The 25,764-nt window shown below is 52.3% G+C and carries 21 protein-coding genes; 13 read left to right on the forward strand and 8 right to left on the reverse strand.

Features of this window, described 5'->3' with window-relative positions:
- Positions 1-37 precede the first annotated feature (37 nt).
- Genes MWU62_RS10990 through MWU62_RS11005 form a run of 4 tightly spaced genes read left to right on the forward strand, consistent with a single transcriptional unit; the run spans position 38 to position 3,778 of the window.
- A complete protein-coding gene (locus MWU62_RS10990) occupies positions 38-820 on the forward strand; it encodes an ABC transporter permease subunit (protein ID WP_247114881.1) in 783 nt (260 codons plus the stop codon).
- Positions 787-1,557: an ATP-binding cassette domain-containing protein gene (locus tag MWU62_RS10995; RefSeq protein WP_247114882.1), complete on the forward strand. Its 771-nt coding sequence runs from the start codon at positions 787-789 to the stop codon at positions 1,555-1,557. The genes MWU62_RS10990 and MWU62_RS10995 overlap by 34 nt, the downstream gene beginning before the upstream one ends.
- Positions 1,554-2,579: an MqnA/MqnD/SBP family protein gene (locus MWU62_RS11000; RefSeq protein ID WP_247114883.1), complete on the forward strand. Its 1,026-nt coding sequence runs from the start codon at positions 1,554-1,556 to the stop codon at positions 2,577-2,579. The genes MWU62_RS10995 and MWU62_RS11000 overlap by 4 nt, the downstream gene beginning before the upstream one ends.
- Entirely contained in the window at positions 2,576-3,778 is a 1,203-nt protein-coding gene (locus MWU62_RS11005; protein ID WP_247114884.1) for an NnrS family protein, read from the forward strand. Before MWU62_RS11000 ends, MWU62_RS11005 begins: the two co-directional genes overlap by 4 nt.
- A 5-nt stretch (positions 3,779-3,783) precedes the next feature.
- Here the strand turns inward: MWU62_RS11005 and trpB are convergent, their stop codons facing one another.
- Complete coding sequence (gene trpB, locus MWU62_RS11010; RefSeq protein ID WP_247114885.1) at positions 3,784-4,992, reverse strand: tryptophan synthase subunit beta; 1,209 nt, start codon at positions 4,990-4,992, stop codon at positions 3,784-3,786.
- A 251-nt stretch (positions 4,993-5,243) separates the two neighbouring features.
- Between trpB and MWU62_RS11015 the strand changes: the two genes are divergently transcribed.
- Positions 5,244-8,141 carry an EAL domain-containing protein gene (locus tag MWU62_RS11015; protein ID WP_247114886.1) on the forward strand — a complete coding sequence of 966 codons (2,898 nt, stop codon included), beginning with the start codon at positions 5,244-5,246 and terminating at the stop codon, positions 8,139-8,141.
- Between the two features lie 18 nt (positions 8,142-8,159).
- Here MWU62_RS11015 and MWU62_RS11020 read toward each other — a convergent pair whose 3' ends face one another.
- The 3 genes from MWU62_RS11020 to MWU62_RS11030 form a co-directional block, all read right to left on the reverse strand.
- Positions 8,160-9,353 carry an NAD(P)/FAD-dependent oxidoreductase gene (locus MWU62_RS11020; protein ID WP_247114887.1) on the reverse strand — a complete coding sequence of 398 codons (1,194 nt, stop codon included), beginning with the start codon at positions 9,351-9,353 and terminating at the stop codon, positions 8,160-8,162.
- A 61-nt stretch (positions 9,354-9,414) separates the two neighbouring features.
- Positions 9,415-10,221, reverse strand: a complete 807-nt coding sequence (locus tag MWU62_RS11025) for a PhzF family phenazine biosynthesis protein (protein ID WP_247114889.1) — start codon at positions 10,219-10,221, stop codon at positions 9,415-9,417.
- On the reverse strand, positions 10,218-10,499 hold the full coding sequence (locus MWU62_RS11030; protein WP_216008516.1) for a hypothetical protein: 282 nt from the start codon (positions 10,497-10,499) through the stop codon (positions 10,218-10,220). Before MWU62_RS11030 ends, MWU62_RS11025 begins: the two co-directional genes overlap by 4 nt.
- A 228-nt stretch (positions 10,500-10,727) precedes the next feature.
- On the opposite strand from MWU62_RS11030, the gene MWU62_RS11035 reads away from it, so the two are divergent.
- Positions 10,728-12,143, forward strand: a complete 1,416-nt coding sequence (locus MWU62_RS11035; protein WP_247114891.1) for a PLP-dependent aminotransferase family protein — start codon at positions 10,728-10,730, stop codon at positions 12,141-12,143.
- Here the strand turns inward: MWU62_RS11035 and MWU62_RS11040 are convergent.
- The gene (locus MWU62_RS11040) at positions 12,140-12,787 is read right to left on the reverse strand and encodes a response regulator (RefSeq protein WP_247114892.1); all 648 of its coding nucleotides are present in this window, start codon (positions 12,785-12,787) and stop codon (positions 12,140-12,142) included. The genes MWU62_RS11035 and MWU62_RS11040 overlap by 4 nt on opposite strands.
- Complete coding sequence (locus MWU62_RS11045; protein ID WP_247114894.1) at positions 12,780-14,258, reverse strand: ATP-binding protein; 1,479 nt, start codon at positions 14,256-14,258, stop codon at positions 12,780-12,782. The genes MWU62_RS11040 and MWU62_RS11045 overlap by 8 nt, the downstream gene beginning before the upstream one ends.
- A 192-nt stretch (positions 14,259-14,450) precedes the next feature.
- Here MWU62_RS11045 and MWU62_RS11050 point away from each other — a divergent pair, with 192 nt between their 5' ends.
- The 5 genes from MWU62_RS11050 (at position 14,451) to MWU62_RS11070 (ending at position 20,743) form a co-directional block, all read left to right on the forward strand.
- Positions 14,451-16,079 (forward strand): acyl-CoA synthetase, encoded by a 1,629-nt coding sequence (locus MWU62_RS11050; RefSeq protein ID WP_247114895.1) that lies wholly within the window; start codon positions 14,451-14,453, stop codon positions 16,077-16,079.
- A 97-nt stretch (positions 16,080-16,176) separates the two neighbouring features.
- Positions 16,177-17,553, forward strand: coding sequence for a solute carrier family 23 protein (locus MWU62_RS11055; protein ID WP_247114896.1), 1,377 nt, complete (start codon positions 16,177-16,179; stop codon positions 17,551-17,553).
- Between the two features lie 231 nt (positions 17,554-17,784).
- Complete coding sequence (locus tag MWU62_RS11060) at positions 17,785-18,615, forward strand: metal-dependent hydrolase (RefSeq protein ID WP_247114897.1); 831 nt, start codon at positions 17,785-17,787, stop codon at positions 18,613-18,615.
- Complete coding sequence (locus MWU62_RS11065) at positions 18,612-19,562, forward strand: DegV family protein (protein WP_247114899.1); 951 nt, start codon at positions 18,612-18,614, stop codon at positions 19,560-19,562. The genes MWU62_RS11060 and MWU62_RS11065 overlap by 4 nt, the downstream gene beginning before the upstream one ends.
- A 146-nt stretch (positions 19,563-19,708) precedes the next feature.
- The gene (locus MWU62_RS11070; protein ID WP_247114900.1) at positions 19,709-20,743 is read left to right on the forward strand and encodes a hypothetical protein; all 1,035 of its coding nucleotides are present in this window, start codon (positions 19,709-19,711) and stop codon (positions 20,741-20,743) included.
- 121 nt (positions 20,744-20,864) lie between these two features.
- On the opposite strand, the gene fdxA is transcribed toward MWU62_RS11070, so the two are convergent.
- Entirely contained in the window at positions 20,865-21,188 is a 324-nt protein-coding gene (gene fdxA, locus MWU62_RS11075; RefSeq protein WP_247114902.1) for a ferredoxin FdxA, read from the reverse strand.
- A 147-nt stretch (positions 21,189-21,335) separates the two neighbouring features.
- Positions 21,336-23,954, reverse strand: coding sequence for a DNA mismatch repair protein MutS (mutS, locus tag MWU62_RS11080; RefSeq protein WP_247114904.1), 2,619 nt, complete (start codon positions 23,952-23,954; stop codon positions 21,336-21,338).
- Between the two features lie 82 nt (positions 23,955-24,036).
- Here mutS and MWU62_RS11085 point away from each other — a divergent pair, with 82 nt between their 5' ends.
- Complete coding sequence (locus tag MWU62_RS11085; protein WP_247114905.1) at positions 24,037-24,552, forward strand: nicotinamide-nucleotide amidohydrolase family protein; 516 nt, start codon at positions 24,037-24,039, stop codon at positions 24,550-24,552.
- 149 nt (positions 24,553-24,701) lie between these two features.
- On the forward strand, positions 24,702-25,748 hold the full coding sequence (gene recA / locus MWU62_RS11090; RefSeq protein ID WP_247114907.1) for a recombinase RecA: 1,047 nt from the start codon (positions 24,702-24,704) through the stop codon (positions 25,746-25,748).
- The last annotated feature ends 16 nt before the right edge of the window (positions 25,749-25,764 follow it).

Raw genomic sequence — 25,764 nt, forward strand, 5'->3', positions numbered from 1 at the left:
CGTTTACCCTAATCTCTTGATCAAAGAGCGTTGAACTATGAGTCGTCTGATCCGAACCGGTATGAGTTGGGGTGGCAGCCTTACCGGTATGTTGTTGTTTGTGGCTTTATGGGAGTGGGGGAGCTTGAAGTACGGTAGCTTTTTACTACCGGGGCCGAGAGATGCTCTTCTTTCTATACAGGGTTTTTGGCGACAGGGTGAGCTTTTGACTGCGGTCTGGGCCACAACCTGGCGGGCAATGACCGGGTTTGCTTTGGCATCTTTGGCCGGTTTGATACTAGGCTTGCTGGCCGGCCTGTCTCACACGCTTGGGAGAGCGCTGGAGCCGGTATCAACCGTTCTATTGGGGATTCCTCCGATCGCCTGGATTGTGCTAGCTATTTTGTGGTTTGGGAGCGGGTCGATGGCAGCTATCTACACAGTTGCCGCAACAACCTTGCCCGTCACGTTTGCGGGTGCCCAGATAGGTGCGCGCACGCTTGATAAACGGTTGCAGGAGATGGGCGATGTTTACCGTGTTCCGGTTTGGATGCGTTTGTGGGATTTCTATCTGCCTCATATCGTTTCATATGTGTTTCCGGCGTTGATTACGGCTCTGGGCGTGGCTTGGAAGGTGACAGTCATGGCGGAATTGTTTGCCACAGAAAACGGTGTGGGCGCTGGTCTGGCGATGGCCCGAGTGAATCTCGATACAGCTGGCGCCATGGGGTGGATTTTGGTTGTAGTGGCACTCTTGTTGATTGCTGAACATGGCTTTTTGCGACCGCTACAAAAGAAAATGGAACCATGGCGCCAGAGCATATCGCAGGCAAAATCATGATGGAACTTCGCAATGCTTCATTGCAGCTTGGGCCGAATAGAATCCTTGAGGGCATCAACTTTAGTGTCCAGCCAGGTGAGTCAGTTTGTCTTGTCGGCCCGTCGGGGTGCGGCAAAACCAGTTTACTGAGGCTGGCAGCCGGGCTAGTCGATATTTCCGGTGGCGCAGTGGAAAACCGTTTTGCCTGCACGGCGGCAGTATTTCAGGAACCGCGGCTGCTACCCTGGCGGCGCATGTTGGACAATATTGCGCTGGGCCTGAAAGCCAGAGGTGTCCCACGAAAAGAGCGTCTGGAGATAGCACGAGAGTTGGCAGATTCAGTCGGTCTTGAAGATAAATACACATTATTCCCTCACGAACTCTCCGGCGGTATGCAGCAGAGGGTGGCTTTAGCACGGGCACTGGCTGTAGGGGCTGATCTGCTACTGCTGGATGAGCCGTTCAGTGCTTTGGATGTCGGGCTGCGAAATGAAGCTCAGGAGTTAGTGCAGCGTCTCGTGGTTGATCGTGGGATTGCCAGTTTGTTGGTGACGCATGATTTAACCGAAGCCTTGCGATTGGCTCACCGTGTTGTCGTTATCTCGGGTTCCCCTGGTCATATAGTTTACGAGCATCGAGTAGATGAGCCATTTGCGAGCAGGACTCAGTCCTGGCTCTATGAAGCTGCAGCTCATTTGTTGAGGCAGCCTGTGGTTAATGAGAGTTTCCTTTATAAACCCCAATCGGAGGTAGCATGAACCCGTTAAATCGTCGTGATTTACTGAAATTGGCTGCCAGCGCGACGCTATTAACGGCTTTGCCTTTCCAGCGTGCCATTGCGCAGACATCCGGTCAGCTTGTCGCAGCAACACCCTACGGCATTCCACAGGTGATTTTGGCGAGAGCGCTGGAAGACCCCGCCGTGCAAGAGCTGATTCCAAAACGGGAGTTGAAAGCGTGGAAGGACCCCGACCAACTTCGTGCCTGGTTAGCCAGAGCAGAGGTGATGCTTACCGCGACACCCACGAATGTGGCCGCTAACCTCTATAACCGTGGTGTTCCCCTTGTACTAATGAATGTAAATGTATGGGGTACTCTCGGTATGCTCGGGTTGAAAGAAAAGGGCCCCTTGCAATCCGTGAAGGATCTTGCCGGTCGCCATGTGGGTGTGCCTTGGCGTGGCGATATGCCAGATCTGGTATTTCGGTATCTTCTCGGGAAAGCGGGTTTGGAAGTAGGTCGGGATCTTAAAGTAAGCTACCAGTCGAGCCCTTTCGAAACCGTACAAATGTTTGTTGCCCAACGCCTCGATGCAGCCGTTTTACCTGAACCCATGCGCACAGCTACTCGATTGCAGGCTGCACAGTTTGGCCAGTTACCGACTGAGCTGGATTTACAAGAAGAGTGGGCGCGACTTACTGGTGAAATAAAGGGGCTGCCGCAAGCCGGAGTTGTTTGTCGCCGAGAGCTTCTGGGTCAATATCCTGAGCAGGTTGCGGTAATACAAGGTGCCATCAGACGCGCAGTGGACTGGGTGGCAGCTAAGCCTAATGACGCGGCGGTGGTTGGGAGCCAAAACTCTCCTTTAGCTACCAAGGTGTTTGAAGGGGCAATACCTCGAACTCAAATTAGGATGGCCTCTGCTGCAGAGTCTCGACCACAGCTTGAGTCCTTCTTTACTGCGCTTACAGACCTCTCCAGCGGATTTATCGGCGGCAAACTGCCCGACAATGATTTCTATCTTCCGGAGACAGCTACAAAAGCTGAAGGCAAAGCATGAAAACTGGAATAGCAGGCTTTCAAAGCCCTTGGCTTGCCTATGGGTTTCGGCCATTCTTTTTGTTGGCGGCTCTTTACGCTCCGTTTGCATTGGTTCCGTGGGTAGGTACGCTGCTTCAACAATTTACCTTGCCCATGGCGATGATGCCTATCCTTTGGCATGGCCATGAAATGCTGTTCGGGTTTGCCAGCGCTGCGTTGGTGGGCTTTTTATTAACCTCTATTCCATCCTGGGCGGGCGTACCCCATGTTCAAGGTAAAGCGCTTGCTGCTCTGGTTGTTTTATGGCTTCTGGGCAGGCTGGCATTTTGGTTGTCAGCAAGCCTACCGGGAGTCTTGATTGCAGCATTAAATATTGCATTTCCACTTTCCGTAATTTTCTGGGCAATGCCAGCTTTGCTATCTGCAACAGGGCGTAAACACCTAAGTATAGGTGTTGTATTACTGGCATTTGTCCTAATTCAGGGGCTGTTCTATTTAGGCTGGCTTTGGCCAGAATTAGCGTTGTTATCGCCTCAAGCTGCTCTTAACACTGCGGTAAATGTATTGCTTGTTTTGATCGCGCTGACAGCGTCACGCATAGTGCGGGTGGTTGCGATGGCCGCAAGAAATGAGGTTGGGGAAACTGGCCCAGTGCGTTTGACACCTGCCCGTGAGTATCTAGCAATTGTTTCCCTTATCTTTTACGTTGTGGCCGATATGCTTGCATCAGGGCACCCAGTTACCGGCTGGATTGCGCTGGCAGCCGCAGCCGCTCAGGCAGACAGGTTGAGCGAGTGGCCATGGGGTAAGGCCATGGGCAAATTATATTTGTTACTACTGACAACGGCTTACCTATGGATGATTGCTGGCTTGTTTCTAGTGGGTATCAGCGCATTGGTGGATAGCTTGCCTGGCTACGCCGGCCGTCACGCACTTTCTGTTGGCGCGGCTGGCACCGCTATTCTGGCTGTATTCTGCATTGCCGGGCTAAGGCATACGGGGCGTTCGCTGACTATGCCAAGTCTTATCTGGCCAGCACTGGGTGCGCTTTTTCTTACCGCATTGCTGCGCACCCTCGTGCCGATCTGGTGGCCAGAGATGTATTTGTTGGCTGGCGTTGGCTTGCCGTTTTTGCTGTGGTTGATTGCGTACTTACTGTACGTGATCGCTTATGCACGGTTTTTAGTTAGTGTGCGTGCAGATGGGCTACCCGGTTGACCGATTTAGTTCAGCCCCAGCTTCTCCGCCACGTAGTCGGCATCTTTGTCCCCACGGCCTGAAAGGTTAACCAGTATCGATTGTTCCTGCGACAGTTTAGGTGCCTCACGTATAGCCCAAGCTACAGCATGGGCGCTTTCCAACGCAGGAATGATCCCTTCTACTCGTGACAGCATCATGAAAGCGTCCAAGCACTCCGTGTCATCGGCGCTGGCGTATTCCACTCGGCCCAGATCTTTCAGGTAACTGTGCTGAGGACCGCTCCCCGGGTAGTCTAGCCCGGAAGCGATGGAATGGACTGGCAGCGGGTTGCCTTCGTCGTCTTCGAGCACATAACAGGCCATGCCGTGTATCTGGCCCGGCTTACCAAGGGTCATGGTGGCCGCGTGGCGTTTTGTGTCGAGCCCTTCTCCGGCGGGTTCGACGCCTATCAGTTTGACGCTTTCATCGTTCAAGAAAGCCGTAAAAATGCCCATAGCGTTAGAGCCGCCGCCTACACAGGCTGCTATGTAATTCGGTAGCTTGCTGTAGCGCTCCAGAAACTGCTCGCGGGCTTCGCGACCCACCACGGATTGAAAATCACGAACCATACCCGGGAAAGGGTGTGGCCCAACGACTGAGCCAATTGCATAAATAAAGTTGTGTGGGTCTTTAAGGTACTCATCAAATGCGCTATCAACAGCGTCTTTTAGGGTCGCTGTGCCGCGAGTGACTGGAATTAACGTCGCCCCAAGAATTTTCATCTTGGTTACATTTGGGTGCTCTTTGGCAATATCCACAGTGCCCATGTGGATCTCGCAAGGAATGCCCACTAGAGCGCAAGCAGTTGCCAAGGCAACGCCATGCTGGCCAGCGCCAGTCTCTGCAATCACCTTGGTTTTGTTCATGAACTTCGCCAATAAGGCTTCACCCAAACAGTGATTTATTTTATGAGCGCCAGTGTGGTTCAGGTCTTCACGTTTCAGATAGATGCGGGCGCCTCCGAGTTTTTCGGATAACCGCCGTGCATAAAAAATCGGGCTCGGCCGGCCTACGTAATCTGCCAACAGATAGGCCAACTCTTCCTGAAAATCCTTACGTTGACGGATTTCCTGATAGGCGACACTGATTTCGTCCATTACCTGCTTCATTTCCGGCGGCACAAACTGCCCGCCAAATTCACCAAAAAAGCCGTGTGCGTCGGGTAGGTTATCGTAGGGTGAGGAGGTGCTCATATAGGGTGTCTCGCGCGAATTTATGAGGCAATCATAGCGCTCTCATGGGAGTCGCTCAAATACTACTCGGAAAGACTGCGTTTGCTCATTCGATGACAACCTGAATTCAAGTCAAATGATGCAATGTGGAGGATGCATTGAGAAAAGCTCAAAAAATTGATGCATGTCAAAATGATGGCCATATGTATATATGACTATTAAAAGAATATAAATAAATAACGAAAAAAACTATCCAGGTAGCGGGGCTTGCAATGGACCGTGAGTACCTACTCAAGAGGCAAGAGTTTACGTCTCCTTCCTTTGAGCAGCGCAGTCAAGGCGTGTTTCGGTTAACTCTGGGCCGCAAGCTGGCGTTGGTGGCGCTGGTTTTTTTGGTTCTGTGGAGTGTTCATGCCGGTGTCGGTTATTTTGGAACGAGTCAGGTCGCATCCTTTAGCGGGCTTGTGAACGAGGCTGGTAAGCTGCGAATGCATAGTCAGCGTATCGCGTTGCTATCGATCGTTTGTGTGGCTAATGACGCAAGGGAACGTGCTACCGGCCCATCTTGTGCTGATGCTATCAAGCAGAGTATCGATGGCTATGAGACGAGCCTTCAAGTCTTGAAGGCTGCCCCCTTTTCATTGTTGTTCGAAAGCGATCGTCAGCAGATTAAAATGAACGTTGAAGAGTTACAGGCTGCTTGGGCCAAGTATCGCGTTGCTGCTGAACTCGTGCTCAAACGCTTGCCTACGGGCGGATTTTCTGCTCAACAACAGTATCTTGAATCGAATAACGAGCAGTTGTTGGCCCGGGCGCAAACTCTGACCGAACTGTTGGTTGCAAGCCAGCGTCGTGCTCAGGGTCTGCAGCACAAGGTATTAAACGCATTGCAGTTTTCAGGATTACTTCTGTTAATTGGAATTACATTTACAGGTTACCGGCAGGGCGTGCGCCCCTTGCGTAACCTGGCGCTTCTAGCGCGCCAATCCGAACTGGGTGATTACGGATGGCACCTCGAGTATCAGGCTGGAGATGAAGTAGGCGAACTGGTTGACGCCTTTAACAAGAGTAACCATAGAACCCGGCATCTTCTCGATCAGTTGCGGGAGGAGGCGGAGGTCGCGCGGTGTGCTGAAATAGAAACCGACAGCATCTTGGAGTCTGCTGCAGATGGGATAATCATCAGTTCGGGTGATGGAAACATTGTTCGGATGAATCGGGAGGCCGAGCGAATTTTCGGATACCCGCGAGAAGAGCTGTTGGGGCGAAATATTGATGACTTGGTTCCGCATCGTTATCGAAAGGCTCACAGTGCCAATCACAGTCACTATATCAGCCAGCCAAAAGCTCGAGCGATGGGGGGCACCATCGCTGCTTTGCGCAAGGATGGCAAAGAGGTACCGGTAGAGATTAGCCTCAGCCCGGTAAGCGATAGTAGTCAGCACCGAGTGATCGCGGTGGTTCGGGATGCTACCCAGCGGTTGAAAATGGAGGCAGACCGGCAGCGCCTTTTGTCGATCCTTGATGCAACGCCAGACATCACTGCCATGTTTACGAAAGATCGGAAGCTGATATACCTCAACCCGGCAGGGCGGAGACTGCTTAGAGGAATTCACACTGAAGACGTCGCGAATCAAAAGCTGGATGATTTGTTAACCTCTGCTTCACTGCGACTGATACGCGAACAGGCCTTGCCCAAGGCTTTGTCTGATGGTCTTTGGAGTGGAGAACTTAAGCTATGGAGCGAGTCGGCAGGAGAAATTCCTGTTTTGTTACTACTGATTGCCCACAGCAGCGGCGACGAAAATGAACGTCATTTGTCGGCAATTGCTAGAAACATTAGCGAGCGCAAGCGGTTTGAAGCAGAGCTGTTGCAGCGAGCCACCCATGATGAGTTGACCGGTCTGGCTAACCGAACATTGTTTGAGGATCGTCTTGAGCAAGCTCTTAATCAGTCGCAGCGGAATAACCTGATGGTAGCTGTAGTGTTCATTGATCTCGATAACTTTAAGTTGGTTAACGATACGATGGGGCATGCAGTTGGTGACATGTTGCTACGTGAAATTGGGCGCCGACTAGAGACGCACTTGCGTAAGCATGACACCAAAGCCCGTCTGGGGGGAGATGAATTTACGGTTATTCTGGAACGTCTATCTAAGCCTGAAGATGCCATTACCATTGTAAGAAACCTGGGCGAGGTCCTGCGGCAGCCGATGCTGCTGATGGGACGGGAGTTTACTGTGACCACCAGCATGGGGGTTAGCATGTCTCCTTCTGATGGAAGTGATCCTGAAACCTTATTAATGCATGCCGATACAGCAATGTATCAGGCTAAATCAGCAGGGCGAAATAGGCATTGCTTTTTTGTGCCTGAGATGAATATAGAGGTCTCAGAGCGCCTGAATATTGAAAATGACTTACGACATGCTCTAGCTCACGATGAATTGAGGTTGCACTATCAGCCAGTGGTCGATGCTAAAAACAAAATGATTGTTGGTTGTGAGGCGCTGTTGAGATGGCAGCATCCCAAGCACGGGTTTATGCAGCCAGACCGGTTCATTCCCATAGCCGAGGAAAGTGACCTCATTATCGACATTGGGCAGTGGGTGTTAGAGCAAGCATGCCAGCAAGCTAGAAAGTGGCAGGATTTGGGGATTATGTCTGGTTTCGTGGCTGTTAATGTCTCTGCGCGCCAGTTGCGTGAGCCAGCATTAACACAGACGGTAGAGAAGGCTTTAGAGCTTAGTGGCCTGTCGCCACAGAAGCTTGAACTAGAGTTGACTGAAGGGAGTGTTTTGCAGGAAACGATCATGGCTCGCCAGATACTTGATGAAATTCAGGGGCTTGGGGTGAGGTTGGTGGCAGATGACTTTGGCACGGGGTATTCGAGTCTGAGTTTTTTGAAACTGTTCCGGTTCGATAAGGTGAAAATCGATCGCGAGTTCGTGCGCGATATGCTCTCTGATCGGGGTGATGCCGCCATCGTCAAGGCAACCATAGCCATGGCGCATGCGTTTGGCGCAACGGCTGTTGGGGAAGGGGTGGAAGAGATTTCTCAGATAGACACTCTGCGTAACATCGGCTGCGATCAATTGCAGGGATATTTTTTGGGGAAACCCATGCCAGTACAAGTACTAAATGACTTTTTGCAATCAAATTTGTCGGAATAAATAGACAGTGCTTACCCCTTAAACGGCTAGCCCCGCCGCCACCCCCGAAGCCCAGGCCCATTGAAAATTGTGCCCACCCAAGTGCCCCGTCACATCCACAACCTCGCCGATAAAATACAAGTTCGGATGCTCCAGTACGGCCATGGTTTTCGACGAAAGCTGGCGGGTGTCGACGCCGCCTAAGGTAACTTCTGCCGTTCGGTATCCCTCTGTGCCTGCCGGCTTAACGTTCCACTGGCCCAGCGTTTCCGAGATCTTTTCAAGATCGCTGTTCTTATAGTTCTGCATAGGGCCTTCCCACCGGTGTAGCTCGCTAAAGGTCTGTGCGAATCGCTTAGGCAAATGTTGGATAAGATATTGGGCGATGGTTGATTGTGGCTTTTGTTTGCGCAGAGATTCTAAATCTTCGCGAATGTTGCGTTCAGGCAGCAGATTGATGGTTAGCGGGTCGCCGGGTTGCCAGAAACTAGAGATTTGCAGCATTGATGGCCCGCTTAACCCACGATGTGTTACCAGCATGGGTTCACGGAAATGGTGGTTGTTGCAGGACGCTTCCACGGGGCAGCTAACACCAGAGAGCGGGGCCAGTTGTTGCTTCAATTCGGGATGCAGGGTGAAAGGCACAAGCCCAGCCCGGGTGGGCAGAATAGTAAGCCCGAATTGCCGTGCGACTTCGTAGCCAAAACCTGTGGCGCCCATGGTGGGTATGGAAAGGCCGCCACAGGCGATAACCAGAGATTCGCAGGTGAGGGTGCCTGAACTGCTGTTAACGCGGTAGTTTCCAGCGCTCTGGGTAATGTTTTTTACGCTGGTTTTCATGCGAATTTCAGCTCCGGCCCATTCGCATTCCGTCAGCAGCATGGCCAGTATTTCTTTCGCGCTGTCTTTGCAGAACAGTTGGCCAGCGGCTTTTTCTTCGTGCTCAATGCCGTGGCGCTCAACAAGATCCAGAAAATTCTGAGGGGTATAGCGCTTAAGGGCGGAAATACAAAAGCGCGGATTATCCGATAGAAAATTGCTAGGCGTACTGTTCAGGTTGGTGAAGTTGCAACGCCCGCCACCAGACATGAGAATTTTTTTCCCCGGCTTGTTGGCGTGATCAATTACCAACACCTTGCGCCCGCGATAACCTGCTGTGGCGGCGCACATGAGGCCAGCGGCTCCGGCGCCGATAATGATCACATCGTACTGGTTGCTGGAACTTGCCGTCATTGCTGCTCGCCGGTTGGTTTGTGTGGCGCGCAGTATACCAGCCTCATAGCTTTGGTTCGGCTCATTCCAGATGAACCGCTCCTTCCATATAAAACGCAGCCTGCCCGGCGATTGCAACTCGGTCGCCTTTGAGCTCGCAGCGCAACACTCCGCCCCGTTCAGACAACTGCCTAGCTTCCAGTTTGGTTTTTCCGAGCTTTTCGGCCCAGTAGGGCACTAAAGCGCTGTGAATCGAGCCGGTAACAGGGTCTTCATCAATGCCGGAGCCAGGTACGAAATATCGGCTCACGAAATCAACCTGATCGCCGGGCGCAGTGATAATCAGGCCCTTATTGCCTAGCTGCTTGAGTATTCGCATATCTGGTTGCGCTGCTATTACAGCAGCCTCGTTTTCCAGAACGACCATATAATTGGTGTCGTTCGTTACGTGGAACGCTGCTTCGGGCGCAGTGCCAAGAGCTTCAATGATAATCTTCGGCGTTTTCTGTTCTTCAATCCGGAGGTTTGGAAAGTCCAAAACCAGCCAGTTGTCTGTGGTCATGTGAACGCCCAAAGGGCCACTTTTGGAATGAAAGCGAATCAGGCTTTCGCCCCAACCTAACTTGTTAAAAATGACCCAAGCGCTAGCCTGAGTAGCGTGCCCGCAAAGCGGTACTTCTACGCGCGGAGTGAACCAGCGTATATGAAAATCTGCGCCCTCACGGTCAGCCTCACGCACAAAAAACGCCGTTTCCGCCAAATTATTTTCGGCGGCCAGTGCCTGCAAGGTTTCGTCCGGAAGCCAGCTTTCTAGAGGCATAACGGCGGCGGGGTTACCCTTGAAAATGTCGCTGGTAAACGCGTCTACCTGATAAATAGGGTAAGTCATGTTCTATTCTCCGGAAGCAAACGCTTAGCGTAGTGGTGAGCTTTGTAGCTGGCAAACTGAGCAAGTTCACGGGCACTGTAAAAATGGAGTTCGGGCAGGGCGGTGTGGTGTGTTGCCACCCAGTGTTCCTGATCCACTTTATTCACAGAAAACCCTAAATGTTCCAGCCATTGGTGGCTAGTTTTCCCTCCGTCCTCAAATAATGACGGAACGTTTGGCTGAAACCCGAAAAGATTGTTACGTGTTGCCGCCTGTGCGTGATTATTTGCTATGCCCATGATGAAACTCCTTCTTTTGTTTGCGATGTAGTCATTGTCCTCCTGTGCATACAGCCATAACAGATTCAGATAATATGATTTTGAACCGGTACAGAATGGTTGTTGCGCAATCTGTACCGGTTATTTTTGCCGGTATCTGTACTCTTCTCGTTGGATGCCGATCTGCTGCAATGGCAGCTCGCGAGCCGCTAAAGGCAAGTGAATGAGTGATTAAGCGAGGCAAATCGAATGGGTGTTCTCTATAACCAAGTAGCAGATAGGCTGCAGGCGCTGATACAAGACGGCGTATACCGTGATGGCGACCGCCTGCCGGGTGTACGGATATTAAGCAAACAGATGGAAGTAAGTATTTCAACGGTACTGCAGGCGCACCAAACCCTAGAGGCCCGAGGTTACCTCCAAGCCCGGGAGCGCAGCGGGTATTTTGTGCGCTTACCTCTCGTTGATGTGCCAGAGCCGGTTATGCGTAAGCATAGGGGCAAGCCTGTCCCTGTTAGTGCGCGCGAGATGACTTTGGACTTGTGTGCAGATGAGCAGAAGCGCATGGTGCCGCTGGCGACCGCCGTTCCCCATGCTGACTTTCTGCCGTTGCGGCAGATTCAGCAGAGCACGATGTGGGCGGCACGGCATGGCCTTGAGACGCTGGACTATGCGTTCCCCGGCAAAGAGTCACTGCGCCGACAGATTGCGCAGCGTATGGCTTCTGTGGGTGTTCCGGTTACGCCAGATGATGTTCTTGTCACCAACGGTGCTCAGGAAGCTATTATCTTGGGTCTGCGTGCCGTTACCCAGCCCGGGGACATTGTTGCCGTTGAGTCGCCATCGTTTCCGGGTATTCTTCAGGCTCTTGAAGTGGTCGGGCTGCGAGCGATAGAAATACCCACTCACCCATCCGATGGCCTTAGCCTTGAAGGTTTGCAGCTCGCTTTGGAGCAGTGGCCCCTGAAAGCCTGTGTGGTGGTGAGCAATCACAGCAACCCTATGGGAGCCAGAATGCCGGACGAGCGCAAGAAGCAGCTTGTGTCCATGCTGGCCGCCGCTGATGTGCCTTTGATTGAAGACGACATATACGGGGACCTTTATCACACAGGAGAAAGGCCAAGACCTGCCAAGGCCTTTGATTGCGCCGATAACGTGATTTACTGCAACTCTTTTTCAAAGACCATTTCACCCGGGCTTAGGCTGGGTTGGATGTTGCCCGGTCGCCACATGGCAGGTGCCCGGCAGCAAAAATACTTTTCCAACCTGGCGACATCGTCTATTCCGCAAATGGCGGTTGCGAACTTTCTTGAACAAGGCGGATACGATCGCTATCTACGCTCAGCCCGACAGAACTACCGCGAGGCGATAGAGCGCATGAGGGCTGCTGTGGCACGTTCATTTCCAGTAGGTACGGCAGTCAGCAGGCCTCAGGGTGGCTTTGTACTCTGGGTGCAATTGCCTGCTGGCGTTTCCGGCACACGGGTTTATCACCGTGCTCGTGCAGAGAATATCAATGTGGCGCCGGGCCTGATGTTCTCGATTTCAGGGAAGTTTGAATCATGCCTCCGGCTAAACGGCGGTAATCCCTGGTGCGAGAGAATTGATCAAGCCATTGCGAGACTTGGTGCATTGACCCATGAAGAGCTGGCGCTGAATGCCTAAGGGCGCAGGTTCAATGGGTCAATCAACCCAGCGGTCACTGCTATCCCTGTAACATCGGGCAGTCGTTCCGCACCCAGTCGCTTCATGACGCGCGCCCGGTAAAGATCAATCGTTTTGACGCTCACTCCCAGTTGCTCAGCAATTTCCCTGCTGATATAGCCTTGCGCCATAGGTAGAAAAACATCTCGTTCGCGGCGCGTAAGTGCTGAGATGAGCGCATCAGTTTGTTCGTCGCCCTGCTGCAGATTGTTGGAGTGCTGATGAGCTTCCAGCGCCTGTTGCACGCTGTCTAGCAATAGCTGCTCATTGAATGGCTTTTCAATGAAATCAAAGGCACCGGATTTAAAGGCCCGGACCACAATGGGCACATCGGCATGGCCAGAAACAAAAATAATCGGTAACTCAATACCACGCTTTTGCAGCTCCTCTTGAACATTTAGCCCGCCGAGGCCAGGCATTCTTACATCGAGCACTACGCAGCCTCCCTTGCTATGTTCCAGTGCATCAAGGAACTTTCGCCCGTCGCTATAAGCTCTTACGTTTAAACCGACAGACTCTAGTAGCCACTGAGTTGACTCCAGCATGCCAGCATCGTCATCAACAACGTAAACAGTGGGGGTGCCGGGTGTTGGTTGGTTACTCATTAGGAGCAGTCTCCATGCTTTGTATACGTTTGTTTGCGGGTGCTGCCGGGAAACGACAGGTTAAGGTAAGGCCACCTGTTGGAGCTGCCTGAGCGTCCAAAAAACCACCAAAGCCTTCAATAATCGAGCGGCTCATGGAAAGGCCGAGCCCCAGCCCCTGAGGTTTACTGGTGTAAAAAGGCTGGAACATTTGCCTGATTCCCTGCTCATCAAGGCCGGGGCCTTCGTCTGTTACATCAATCAGCGTTTCGCCTTCGCTGTTTATCGACGTTGAGATGATCAGACGGGAACCTTCGTTATCCCGTTGATTGGTATGCGCTTCGGCATTTGCTTCCATACCATTACGGATCAAATTGATCAGTACCTGCTCCAGCAACACCGGGTCAGCGATAATTGTTGGTTCGCACTTAGCAGGTGTGCAGATAATATCGACGTTGTTTTTGTCAGCCTCCCATTGGCAAAGGCGGGTGACATTCATGATCGTTTCGTTTAGTTGGACAGCCGCTGTCCGCTTCTGACCTTTGCGCAGGAACGCGCGTAAGTGCTTGATGACTTCTGAAGCGCGATTGGCATGGTGGATAATTTTCTCAAGTCCGTCACCAACACGCTCAAGGTGTTCCGGGTGTGTGTCGGCATTTTTCAGATAGCGTTGGCTGGCGCTGGCAAAGTTGACGATGGTTGCCAGAGGCTGGTTCATCTCGTGGGCAATGCTGGACGCTAACTCCCCAAGTGCAGCAAGCCGGGCAGTGCGGGCAAGCTCGTCGGCCAAACGGCGGTTGTTGTCTTCCGACGCTACCCTTGCCGTGATGTCTCTGGATACGCTGACCACCTCAACCACTGCGCCGGTATAGGTTTCTCTAATAGCCCGGCTTGCGATTTCGAACCAACGTTTACTCCCATCACGGTGGGTTAAGTCCAACGTCATGGTGGCATAGCCATCATCTCTCAAACGGTTGCGCGTCTCCGTTAGCTGTCGGGTGGCGCTGTCACTCTGAAAAATGTCCTCTAGTAACTTGCCCCTAAGCTCCTCTGGCCAATACCCAAGCAAGCGCCATGACGCCTGTGTTGCGTCGATAAAGCGCCCATCCGGAGCATGCCGTGAAATTAGATCGGTGGTGTTTTCGGTGATTACCCGGTAGAGACGATTCGATCGGACGGCTTGCTCGTGGGTCAGAACGTCCGCGGTGGCATCCCGCCCCCGGGCGAGCACCTGGCCAGTTTGCAGGCAGGGAATAAACGTCCATTTCAGGATGGTGTGGTTGATTCGGGTTTCGACATCTTCAATAGCTCGGGCTTGTTCCAGCGCGGCCTTAACCAAAGCCTGAACATTTGTTGGCAGCAGGCCAGAGGCGTTTGTCAGATCATGTTCTATCCACAATTCCTTTGCCGCCAGATTGCCTTGTAAGACGTTCCCGAGCTTATCCAGCCTCAGCCCGGGTTGCGGGTCTGCATCTGACAAACTAATACTCATAGTGGCAACCGTATGTTTCGAAAAATGAGAGGTATAGTATTTGCACTATAATACGTTGGTGTAATTTCTAGTTTTCGTTCGATTTTATATTATTCTGACTATAAAAAGACTATGAGTAGTCTAACGATTTTGCTGAATACGCCACAAGAACAACAGTCTCACAGACGGCAGACTCACCGAGAGGAATACCCCATGACCTCAATCTTCGATCAGGGCCTTACGCCCCTTGATGCTAATTACGCAGTTCAATCGCCGATTGATTTTATCGAGCGCACAGCCAGCGTTTACCCGGACTATCCCGCTATTATTCATGGGGCTATCCGCTATAACTGGGCCCAAACTTACGATCGCTCCCGGCGGCTTGCTTCGGCGCTGAAAGGCCGTGGTATTGATCGTGGGGACACCGTGGCTGCCATGTTGCCAAATATTCCAGCCATGGTGGAGTGCCACTTCGGTGTGCCGATGATCGGCGCTGTTCTGAACACTCTGAATGTGCGCCTGGATGCAGAGGCCATTGCATTTATGCTGGAGCACGGCGAAGCAAAAGCTGTTATTGCCGATCGCGAGTTTGGTGATGTGGTGCGCGATGCCGTCAGCCGCTTGGAAAACAAACCGCTGGTTATTGATGTGGACGATCCCGAATACGGTGAGGGTGTTCAGGTCAGTGACTTGGACTACGAAGCGTTTTTGCAGGAAGGTGATCCAAACTTCCAGTGGAGCTTTCCGGACAATGAGTGGGACGCCATATCGTTGAACTATACGTCCGGCACCACAGGCAACCCGAAAGGGGTGGTTTATCACCATCGTGGCGCTTACATCAATGCCTTGGGTAATCAGGCTGTGTGGTCGATGGGAATGCACCCGGTGTACCTGTGGACTCTACCAATGTTCCACTGCAACGGTTGGTGCTTTCCATGGACAATTACTGCTATGGCAGGAACTCATGTTTGCTTGCGCAGAGTTGATCCAGAAAAAATACTACAGTTGATTCGCGACCATCAGGTTACACACATGTGCGGCGCACCCATCGTGCTGAACGCCTTGCTGAATGTACCTGCAGAATCTAAGGCTGGTATTGATCACGAAGTTCGTTCGATGACAGCTGGCGCTGCGCCCCCTGCCCAAGTGATAGGTGCGGTGGAGGAAATGGGCATCAAAGTGACTCATGTTTACGGCTTAACGGAAGTTTATGGCCCGGTGACCGTGTGCGCGTGGAAATCTGAGTGGGATGATCTGCCATTACATGATCGAGCGAAGATAAAAGCCCGCCAAGGCGTGCGCTATCACACCCTCGCGGGCACCATGGTGGGCGATCCGAATACCATGGAAGCTGTGCCCAAAGATGGCAAAACCATTGGCGAGATATTCTTGCGCGGCAATACCGTTATGAAGGGTTATCTGAAAAACCCGAAAGCCACTGAGGAAGCCTTCCGTGGCGGCTGGTTCCATACGGGCGACCTAGCCGTATGGCACGAAGACGGTTATATGGAAATCAAGGATCGCCTGAAGGACATCATCATTTCTGGCGGTGAGAACATATCGACCATCGAAGTTGAAGATACGTTATATCGACACCCTGCTGTTCTTGAGGCCGCTGTTGTTGCGCGTCCAGACGAGAAATGGGGCGAGACGCCTTGCGCCTTTGTGACCCTGAAGCCAGAGGCCGGAGATGTGAGCGAGGAGGAGATTATTAACTTCTGCCGCGAGCATCTGGCTCGTTTTAAAGTACCCAAGACTATCGTTTTCTCGGAGCTGCCCAAAACCTCCACGGGCAAGATCCAGAAGTTCGTACTAAGGGATCAAGCCAAAGAGCTTCACTAACCTCCCAAAGGGCAGCGCCAACTCTGGCGCTGCCGGATACCACACCACAATAACCTAATCGGGCACGCGCTGAGCGACTGTGCCGGGAGACTCTGTTATGCAAATGTTCCATCGAAAAAACGGGGAAGAGCAGCCGTTCTGGTCTGCGGGTCCTTTCAAAATCCGCCTTCCTTTTGTGCATTATCGCTGGGAATTTGCGGAAATGGTCCAAGCACTGATCATGTTTGTGGTTAGCTTGGCCATGATCCCTCTGCTGCAAAAATACCTCGGCGTGCCTTATGACGTGGCACTTGCCTATGCGGTTATTTGCGGTATTGGCTTTATGCTACCGGCCTTGCTGGGGGTGCCACTGGTGCCGGGCTGGATCACGCCGGGTATTCCCGTTGTGTTGCTTTTTCTGAGTGACTTCGAGCCGGGCCCCGAGGCTATACAAGCGATGTTCGCCCTGCAGTTTTTGGTGTTTATTATCTTCTTGTTTCTGGGCGTTACCCGGTTGGGGAGCAAACTGGTTGATCTTATTCCCCGGTCTATGAAGGGCGGCATTATTATTGGTGCGGGTATCGCAGCTCTGATGGGCGAAATTGAAGTAGGCGGTCGCGTGGCCAATACGCCTATATCGCTGATTGTTGGCGGCCTGGTTTGTTTGTATCTCATGTTTTCTGTGTCGTTCAAGGGCTTTGTTGAGAGCAACTCCTTTGCCCGCAAGATAGCCAACTACGGCATGGTGCCCGGTATGGTTGTGGCTATTCTCGTGGGTTTTGCCACAGGCGAATACGAAGTACCGAATGTTGAGTGGGGCATCACCAAACCCGCTTTTGACGAGTTGTGGAACTATCTGCCGTTTACTGTCGGGTTCCCCGACCCCAAAGTCTTCCTGTATGCCATTCCGACCGCGGTCATCGCTTACATTATTGCCTTCGGTGATATTGTAGTGGGCCAGTCCCTGATGAACCGTGTGGATCACCTTCGTAAAGATGAGGACATCGACAACAGCATAGACCGTGTGCATTTGGTAACGGCCATCCGTAACGGCGGTCATGCTTTCTTTGCGCCTTACCCTGGGCTGGCTGGCCCAATTTGGACCGCCGTAACCGCCACCATGGCTGAGCGTTACAAGTATGGCCGCAATGCCATGGACTCCATCTACAGTGGTGGCGGCACCTTCTGGATTACCGGCTTTATTGCTCTGTTTATCTTACCGTTGGTGAGCTTTTTCCAGCCGGTATTACCCATTGCCTTGTCTTTGACGCTCTTGCTGACCGGCTACATCTGTTTAATGGTGGGTTTGGAACAGTTGGAAAATAACACTGAGCGGGGCATTGCTGGCACCATGGGTGTGGTATTGGCCGTCTATGGAGCGGGCTGGGGCCTTGGGACCGGAGTGGTACTCTACTTACTGATAGAGCGAACCAAACTGATTGGCTTTACTCCAGATCCCGAAGCGCCGGGTGTGGAAGAGGCAAGCAAGGATTGAAGTTTTGGCCTCCGGCTTCAGTTGGAGGCAGTTTAGAGTCTGTGTGTCTTTGGGAGGCGAAATGCCTCCCCTTTTTTTGCCTGTAACTTTTGAATGACAGTGTGTCATTTTGTGACAACCTGTCCGTTTTTCTGGCTTGCCCCTTTCTTCTGCCTTGCTCCCGGTACTAAACTGCCTATATTGATGATTTTTTGCTCACTGCTCAAAAGACATAATAAAAAGGAGGCAGTTATGACAATAAGCTCTACCCCCGATGGCGTGTCCGTTAAACCACGGCACCTGCACTTTGATGTCAGCGAAGATCTAAAAACGCTCTGGCATGGCGATGATGCATTCCGTACCGCGTTTTTCAATGCCTTGTCGCTCCAGTTTCCGGATGGCGAACAGCAGTTTATCAATGCAGTTAGGCTATATCGGGACAAAATTGAGGACCCGAAACTCAAGGCCGAGATTCGTGGGTTTATTGGTCAGGAAGCCTTACATAGCCGGGAGCACAAAGCTTACAACGAGGCTTTGAAAGCGCGCGGTTATGATATTGATAGGCTCGACCAACGTTTTCGCAAGCACATGGAGTGGGTTGGAAAGCTTCCACCCAGTCGGCAGCTGGCGGGCACTTGCGGTGCCGAGCATTACACGGCGGTGCTGGCGAATGCCATTCTCAGCCACCCCGAATGGTTAGAGGGTGCAACGCCGGTTATGGCGCAACTCTGGCGTTGGCATGCCATCGAAGAAACCGAGCACAAGTCGGTGGCGTTTGATGTTTACCGGGTGTGTGTGGGAAATGAGCGCTTAAGGCGGATTATTTTTCTATTTGTGACTTGGAACTTTTTTAAATACACCTTTCTGAATACCTGCAGCCTACTAAAAACAGACGGCAAGTTTTGGAGCCTTCGTACTTGGGCTGGCGGGCTGAATTTTCTGTGGGGAAAACCCGGCATTTTACGCCAATGTTTGCCTGAGTTTTTGGCATATTTCCGCAAAGGTTTTCACCCGTGGCAGCAGGACAACAGAGCGCTTTTGGAGAAAAATCTGCAGGAGTTGGATACGGGAGGCGTGGCATGAAGGTAGGGCTGATCATCGATTCTGCTTGCGATTTACCTTACGAGTTCAGCCGCAAGCATGACTTGTTTATTCTCCCGGTGACGGCCGTTATTGATGGTGAGACATATATCGACGAGCATGACCCTGTAAGAACCCAAGAGTTTTATCAGAGCGGGTTGTTGCAAAAAGGCCACCATGCCGAAACCCACGCGTTTTCCACTGAGCAGATCCATGACCTGTTCATGCAAAAAATTGTTCCTCAGTTTGATGTCGCCATTTGTGAGACGGTGACCCGCAGCAGAAGTTTGGTTTTTCAGAATGCCTCAGAAGCCATGAATAGCGTGATGGCTAATTACGAGCAGGCGCGTGCGGCTTCCGGCCGCGAAGGTAAGTTTTCGATGAGAGTGATTGATAGTAAGCAGATCTTTGCGGGGCAGGGGTTGCTGGCGGCTCATACGCTCAAGCTCATCGGTCAAAAACTCTCCAAGAATGCATTGCGGAACGAGGTAGAAAGGTTCTCGGACAAAATATTTACCTGCGTAATTCCTCGGGATCTCCATTACATTCGCGAGCGCGCCAGACGCCGTGGCGACAAGAGCATATCCGGCGTTGTGGCTTTTTTGGGTAAAGCTTTGAACATTACCCCGGTCATTTTTGGTCAGGGCGTGGAGGGCCAGCCGGTTGCGAAAACCCGCAGTTTCGATATGGCGGTAGAGAAAGTAATGAACTACGCCACTGCAAGAGTTGAAGCCGGGCTACTTACACCCTACGTAAGCTTGTCTTGCAGTCTGAGCTGGACGGAGATTGAAGATCTGCCCGGCCTTAATCAGCTTAGAAATGCTTGTGAAAAAAGCGGTGTTGAGTTGTTGCTTTCACAAATGGGCATCACCAGCAGTATTTATGTTGGGCCCGGCAGTCTGTGCTTGGCGCTGGCGGCAGAGCCGCATAATTTCAGTGATTTTCAATAATAGCCTCAACTGCGGCAGGTACTGGCCCGGCCGCAGCAAGTCGACCGCATTTATGGCGAACCCGTCTTTAATCTCTTCGTGTTAGCCTCCCGGTATCCAGTTCAAGTTAAGCTGAGTTTCATCATAACAACAGGGCCGTGAATACCATGAGCAAGGATAAAATCGATCCAGCCAGTCAACTGCTGGAATTGCACGTGAAGCACGAAGTTGCCTCACTAAAAGGCGCTAAACTCCGCAAGTTTCTCAATCAGGAGGTTAGCGAGATTCTCGACCACGCAGGCACTATCACGCTGAATCGCATAGCCTCGAAAAAACAGGTGATGGAGACCATTCAGCGGGTTGTTGTGGACATGGAATTGGATGCTGGCATCCCTGAGCTGGCGGGTGAGATGGCCACCGAGGTGCTCAATGCACCGGTTCAGGCAAACACGGTATTGAGTGACATTATCACCCGTGAGCAAGCCACGGGCTTTGTGGAAGAAATGCTTGAGTTGCGCCAGCAGCGCGAACGGATAATCAGCGAAATCATGGCTCACCCGGTCTATCAGGAGCTGGTTTCAAATGTGGTCTATCAGGGCATTGTTAACTATCTCTATGAAGACAACCTGATCACCAAATCGGTACCCGGTGTTGGGTCCATGATGAAGTTTGGTAAGCGCATGGCTAACAAAGCCGTGCCCGGGCTGGATGAAACCTTTGAACGCAGACTAAAAGCTTGGCTTTCCGATAGTTTGCCGGGGCTGATTAATCGCAGTGAGCAGTTCCTACAGCGCGCACTTTCCGATGATGAAGTGCGGGATACGGTTATGGCAGCTTGGGTTGCTGTAGAGGATCGCACGGTTGGCGAGCTTCGCGAAGGCCTTGGCGATGTTGAGCTGCAAGCATTTGTGGTGCTGGGCTATGAATTCTGGCTACAGTTCCGGAAAACAGCCTACTTTCAAGGCTGTGCTCAGGCAGTGGTTGCGCACCTGTTTGTGAAATACGGTGATCGACCACTGACCGACCTGCTTGGTGATCTGGGTGTTACCCGCGAGGTGATTATTGCTGAGGTGGACGCCTGGGCTATCCCTGTAATTGGCCTGCTGCAAGAAGAAGGTTATATTGAAGCGCTCGTGCGCAGGAGACTATCGACTTTTTATAAATCCGCTGCGGCACGCAAAATACTGGAGCCGTCTGCTTAAGGCCTGCTGGGTTTTATCAGTTCTCAGTTAGCTATTTAGAGCGCACAAACAAAAAAGGGAAGCCGTTAACGGCCTCCCTTTTTTGTTTAGACCCTACGGGTACCGCATGGCCTGATTGTGATCATTTTTCCAGATACTGGAGTTTGTTGGGCTTGCCATCCCACTCTTCGGCTTCTGGAAGCGGATCTTTCTTTTCTGTGATGTTGGGCCACTTGCCCGCCAGATCGGCGTTAATCTCAACAAACTCAACCTGATCGGCTGGCAACTCATCTTCTGAGAAGATCGCTTCGGCCGGGCACTCGGGTTCACACAGAGCACAATCGATACACTCGTCCGGGTCGATTACCAGAAAGTTTGGCCCTTCATAGAAACAATCTACCGGGCATACTTCCACGCAGTCTGTGTATTTGCACTTGATGCAGTTATCGGTAACGATAAACGCCATAATCAGATCCCTGGTCCAGTGGTCAATCTCATCCGGAGCATGTTGTCAGGCTCCATGGTTATATTTAATGGGCGATATTGTAGGGAGCAGCCCGCACTGCCGCAAGCGTCTGGCCGCTATAACCTTATTACTCAGGTCAATTTCCCCTCAATTTTTCAATAATTTTTTCAATTCATAGAGCCGGTTCATGGCTTCTCTGGGGGATAAGTCGTCCAGATCGAGGCTTTTTAAAGCGTCTTCAACAGCGCTGGGCTCTGCACTGGCAAACATATCACCTTGGTATACGGTTTGGGTGGGTATTGCTGGCTGTCTTTTGGGTGACTCTGCGACGGATTTAGATGCAATGGTTGCAGGTACAGCGCTGCCCTCTAGCAATTTTAACTGCGCCTTGGCGTTGCCTATAACACTCTGAGGTACGCCTGCCAGTTTCGCGACTTGCAGGCCATAGCTCTGGCTGGCGGGGCCTTCGTGTACATTGTGCAGGAATACGATGCTGTCGTCGTGCTCTGTTGCTGTGAGGTGCACGTTCACTGCGAGCTCAAGATCGTCTGCAAGCTGCGTAAGTTCAAAGTAGTGAGTAGCAAACAGGGTGTAACAGCGAATTTCTTTTGCCAAATGTTCTGCAGTCGCCCAAGCCAGAGACAAACCATCAAAGGTGCTCGTGCCCCGGCCCACTTCGTCCATCAGTACAATGCTGAGTTCAGTGGCATTATGCAGAATGTTCGCGGTTTCGGTCATTTCCACCATAAAGGTCGAACGCCCGCCAGCGATATCATCCGATGACCCCATCCGAGTAAAGATTCGATCAACCGGCCCCAGTACGGCGCGATTGGCGGGCACAAAACTCCCGGTGTAAGCCAACAAAGCGATCAGCGCCGCTTGGCGCATGTAGGTGGACTTACCGCCCATGTTGGGGCCGGTAATAACCAGCATGCGGCGCTGCGTATCCATTAGCAGGTTGTTGGGTACGAAAGGCTCATCCAGAAGCTGTTCAACCACCGGGTGGCGGGCATCCTCAACATCAAACCCCGGGGCATCACGAAACTCCGGTGCAACAAAGCGTAAGGTGGTGGCGCGTTCAGCGAAGTTGCTGATCACATCCAGCTCTGACAACGCCTGTGCGGCATCCTGCAGGGGGGCGAGTTGTTCGGCAACGGTTTCTAACACCTCGTCATAAAGTGCTTTTTCTCTAGCCAACGCACGGCTCTTGGCACTTAAAGCTTTGTCTTCGAACTCTTTCAGCTCCGGTGTAATAAAACGTTCTGCGTTCTTTAGAGTCTGACGGCGGATGTAATCCACCGGAGCTTGAGCAGACTGAGCCCGGCTGATTTCGATGTAGTAGCCGTGTACCCGGTTGTAGCCAACCTTCAAGGTGCTTATACCGGTGCGCTGCCGTTCACGGGTTTCGACATCCAACAGGTACTGACCCGCGTTCTCGCTGATGTTACGCAGCTCGTCCAGTTCTTCATCAAAGCCCTCTCGAATCACCCCGCCTTCGCGAATTACGACGGGAGGGTTGTCGATAATCGCGCGCTCCAGCATGTCGGCGAGCTCGGGGTATTCGCCTATTACCGTCGCGAGCTTAACAATGTGGTGGGAGTTAACCGGCTTTAGGGCTTTCTGTAATTCTGGCAGTGCATGAAAGGCGTCCCGCAAGCGCGCAAGGTCTCTCGGGCGGGCCGAGCGCAGGGCCACACGAGCGAGCACACGTTCAATATCGCCGACGGTTTTGAGCAAGTCGTGTACAGGCTCGTAATGGAAGCCTTCAAGCAGGGCGGATACGGCTTGCTGGCGTTGCTGAACCACATTTACATCCCGCAGAGGTCGGTTTAGCCAGCGCCGCAACTCGCGGCCGCCCATAGAAGTAGCGGTTTTATCCATTACCCAGGCCAGTGTGTGCTGATGGCCGCCCATAAGATTAATGTCGATTTCTAGGTTGCGGCGGCTGGTAGCATCGAGAACCACCGCTTCATCCCGGCGTTCCCGGGTGAGTTTGCGAATGTGGGGTAGGGCAGTGCGCTGAGTTTCTTTCGCGTATTGCAACAGGCAACCAGCTGCACAAATAGCCAAGCTTAGATCTTCGCAGCCGAAGCCGGTGAGGTCGCGAACCTGCAGTTGCTGGGTGAGTACCCGGCGCGCAGTATCCGATTCAAAAAGCCAGGGGCCTTGGCGCCGAATGCCGGTAAGCCCAGCGACAACGTCCGGGTAGGGGAAATCTTCGCTGATAAGAATCTCCGCTGGGCGTAGCCGTTGCAGTTCGCCTTGTAGGGCTTCCAGACTATCCAGTTCTGAAACAACAAAACGACCGCTGGAGATATCCAGTGAGGCAAAACCGAAGTGCTCGCGCTGATGGTAGATTGCAGCTAGCAAGTTGTCGCGGCGGTCTTCCAGGTAGGCGTCGTCGCTTAGAGTGCCCGGGGTAACAATTCTAACCACCTGGCGATCTACCGGGCCTTTGCTGGTTGCCGGGTCGCCAATTTGCTCAACTATGGCAATGGATTGACCGGCGCGGACCAGACGGGCAATGTAGCCTTCAGATGAATGAAACGGGATACCCGCCATGGGAATCGGGTTACCGCCGGATTGCCCCCTTGCTGTGAGGGTAATATCCATTAACTCTGCGGCTTTCTTGGCGTCGTCATAAAACAGCTCGTAAAAGTCACCCATGCGGTAGAACACCAACTCATCCGGGTGCTGGCCCTTGATTTTGAGGTATTGCTGCATCATGGGAGTGTGCTGGGGTTTGCTGTTTTGAGCTGCTGACATGGACGAGTCCGGATAATCTTGCTTTGGATGAAGCCACGGATTGTAAGAAAATAACGCCCGTGATGAAACGAGGGAGACCATTATGCCTGCCACTGACCACGAACTCGAACACGCAGGAAACCAGTTGGCTGATGAATTGCTAAAAGCTGGGCTCACGGTAGTTACTGCGGAAAGCTGCACTGGTGGCTGGGTGGCCAAGGTGTTGACCGATAAAGCGGGATCTTCCGCCTACGTGATAGGCGGTCTGGTTACCTACAGCAATGAGGCGAAGCAAAAACTTCTGAGTGTTACCGGTAGGTCGCTGGACAACCACGGAGCCGTAAGCGAACCGGTGGTTCGCGAAATGGTTGCCGGTGCACTGGCAACAACCGGGGCGGATGTTGCAGTTGCGATTAGCGGCGTAGCAGGGCCCGGTGGTGGTTCTGAGGAAAAGCCGGTAGGAACAGTTTGGTTTGCCTGGGGGAGTGGTATCGAGAGTACCGAAGCGGTTGTTCAGCATTTCGCTGGCGACCGTGATCAGGTGCGTCGACAGGCGGTTCTCTTTGCCCTGCAAGGTGTTAGGGAGTTTTTGAAACAAACCTGTAGGCTTTCACAATAACAGGGGTTGGCCTCTTCTTCGGGGTATGTTTTAATACTGTTCAAATATACAGGGAATCTGCTGTAACCACTGTACGGCTTCCTGTTTAACTATATCTCCACCGGCTTGACTACAGTGCCGTTGGCCAAGGCAACAGAGGGTTTACACTGATGGAAGACAATCGCAAAAAAGCATTGAGCGCAGCATTAGGCCAGATTGAACGGCAGTTTGGTAAAGGCGCCGTGATGAAAATGGGTGATCAGCCCCGCGAAGCCATTCCTGCAGTCTCCACCGGGTCCCTTGGCTTGGACGTTGCTTTGGGTATAGGTGGCTTGCCTTACGGTCGAATCGTGGAGATTTACGGCCCTGAAAGCTCCGGTAAAACAACGCTGACTCTTCAAGTAATCGCCGAAGCACAAAAAGCCGGAAAGACCTGTGCGTTTATCGATGCTGAGCACGCGCTAGACCCCATCTACGCAGAAAAACTCGGCGTTAATGTTGATGACTTGTTGGTTTCCCAGCCGGATACCGGTGAGCAGGCGCTGGAGATCGCCGACATGCTGGTGCGCTCCAACGCAGTTGACGTCATCATTGTTGATTCTGTTGCTGCTCTTACGCCAAAGGCAGAAATTGAAGGCGAAATGGGCGATAGCCACGTTGGCCTGCAGGCCCGCCTAATGTCGCAAGCATTGCGTAAGCTCACGGGTAACGTGAAGCATGCCAACTGCTTGATGGTATTTATCAACCAGATCCGTATGAAGATTGGTGTGATGTTTGGTTCCCCGGAAACCACGACCGGTGGTAACGCTCTGAAGTTCTACTCATCCGTGCGTTTGGATATCCGTCGCATCGGTGCTGTGAAAGACGGCGATGAAGTAGTGGGTAACGAAACCCGTGTGAAAGTGGTTAAGAACAAAGTGTCTCCTCCTTTCCGTCAAGCAGAGTTCCAAATTCTCTACGGTAAGGGCATTTATCACATGGCTGAAGTGCTCGATATGGGTGTGAAAGAGGGCTTCGTAGACAAGTCTGGTGCTTGGTACGCCTATAACGGTGATAAAATCGGCCAAGGCAAAGCCAATGCCTGCAAGTTCTTGGAAGAGAATCTTGAAATGGCACAGGAAATTGAGGCAAAAGTGCGCGAAAGGCTGATGCCCAAGCCGTCAGCCAAAGACGCTGCCGCGGAAGCTCCTGCTGAAGCGAACGGTGAACTGCTCTAAGACAGCGTGAGGTGCA

Source organism: Marinobacter sp. S6332, assembly GCF_023016045.1.
Classification (GTDB): Bacteria; Pseudomonadota; Gammaproteobacteria; order Pseudomonadales; family Oleiphilaceae; genus Marinobacter.